General features: G+C 57.9%; 2 protein-coding genes. One reads left to right on the plus strand and one right to left on the minus strand.

Going from position 1 to position 1,157, the window contains the following annotated elements:
* Nucleotides 1–175 precede the first annotated feature (175 nt).
* On the plus strand, nucleotides 176–376 hold the full coding sequence (locus A5658_RS26790) for a hypothetical protein (RefSeq protein ID WP_067342532.1): 201 nt from the start codon (nucleotides 176–178) through the stop codon (nucleotides 374–376).
* Between the two features lie 584 nt (nucleotides 377–960).
* On the opposite strand, the gene A5658_RS29035 is transcribed toward A5658_RS26790, so the two are convergent.
* Nucleotides 961–1,157, minus strand: a 197-nt coding sequence (locus A5658_RS29035) for a hypothetical protein (RefSeq protein ID WP_231997460.1), incomplete at its 5' end; no start/stop codon positions are given.

Here is a 1,157-nt window from a genome sequence, read left to right on the forward strand (position 1 = left end):
ACCTTCGCCGACCGCATGCCGGGAAGCGAAACCAACTAACCGAGGATGCCGCTTACACCGTTAATCTGACGGACCCCTCTGGTGAACACACCTTCCATTGTCTACTATGTAGGTACGTAAGTAGTAGATGTGCTGGTCGGGCCCGAAGCCAGGCCCTCAATCGGAGGCACGAGTAATGGATCAGTTTTTGCTTGCGATGACGCTGCTGGTGTGCCTAAGCATGATTGGTGCGATGACATGGCTTACTTTTTACGATCACCGCTACGGCGCGGGCGTCCTCGAGATGGAAGCAATCAGGAAGCTGTTGGTTCAATTTGACGAGCTCGAAGCCCGAGCCGAGCCAAAGGATGCACACGCCGCGAAGTTTTCCCTCTAGGGCGGGCGCGACGGTAGCCGTAGATGAGGTGCTGTGATGAGGGCTGCGACCACTCGCCTTGAGGCGCGATTCATGGCCTTTCATTATCGGCCCGGCTGACTGTTCTACCTCGGCGCTACTGTCGATAATCGTTGGTGGATTGGTGTGTGGAGGTGCATCTGATCAATCTCCCAGCTAGGGCACGCCAGGACCAGTCTTATTGAGCTTGAGGGCGGGTCCTTTCTAGCTGCCGACAAGCGAATTAGCATGGCGCACAGGCGTACGCAGTTGTGAACAAGAGTCGCCCGCAGAGGCCAAAAAATCTCCGTCACATTGTGATGGTCGACGGCTCTGGGCGGTTTGAGAACAGCGCACGAAGCCAGCCAATTCGCGTGGCACTTCACCCGTGGCTTCCTCAGCGACTCCTCAGCGGTCTGCTCATACCGTGGCGCTCCCAGGCTGATAGCGATTATGGAAGGCCTAATGAACCACTCGATCAAAGCAGCCGCCTCTGCAACCGAGTCTGATTTCGTCGGCTCTGGACGTGGTCTCGAGCCCGAAACCGGTGTTCTGCAGAAGCCACGGATGCGCGGGTGGATCCATCTTCACTGCGCCCTGGCGACACTAGTAGCCGGTTCGATCCTGGTGTCGATGTCGTGGACTGCGATATCAACGCGAGCCGGACGCGCGACGTTGGCATACACGCTGGCGATCGTGGCGATGTTGGGTCTGCTGCACGAATAGGTGACACCTGAGATCGCTTGCCCGGGATGGGCAGGCTGGGAGGATGTCACCATGGCAC

It is taken from the genome of Mycobacterium sp. 1245111.1 (assembly GCF_001673405.1).
Taxonomy (GTDB): Bacteria; Actinomycetota; Actinomycetes; order Mycobacteriales; family Mycobacteriaceae; genus Mycobacterium.

Coding starts and splice junctions, on each gene's coding strand:
- A5658_RS26790 (WP_067342532.1), top strand. CDS start 176: ATGGATCAGTTTTTGCTTGCGATGACGCTGCTGGTGTGCCTAAGCATG.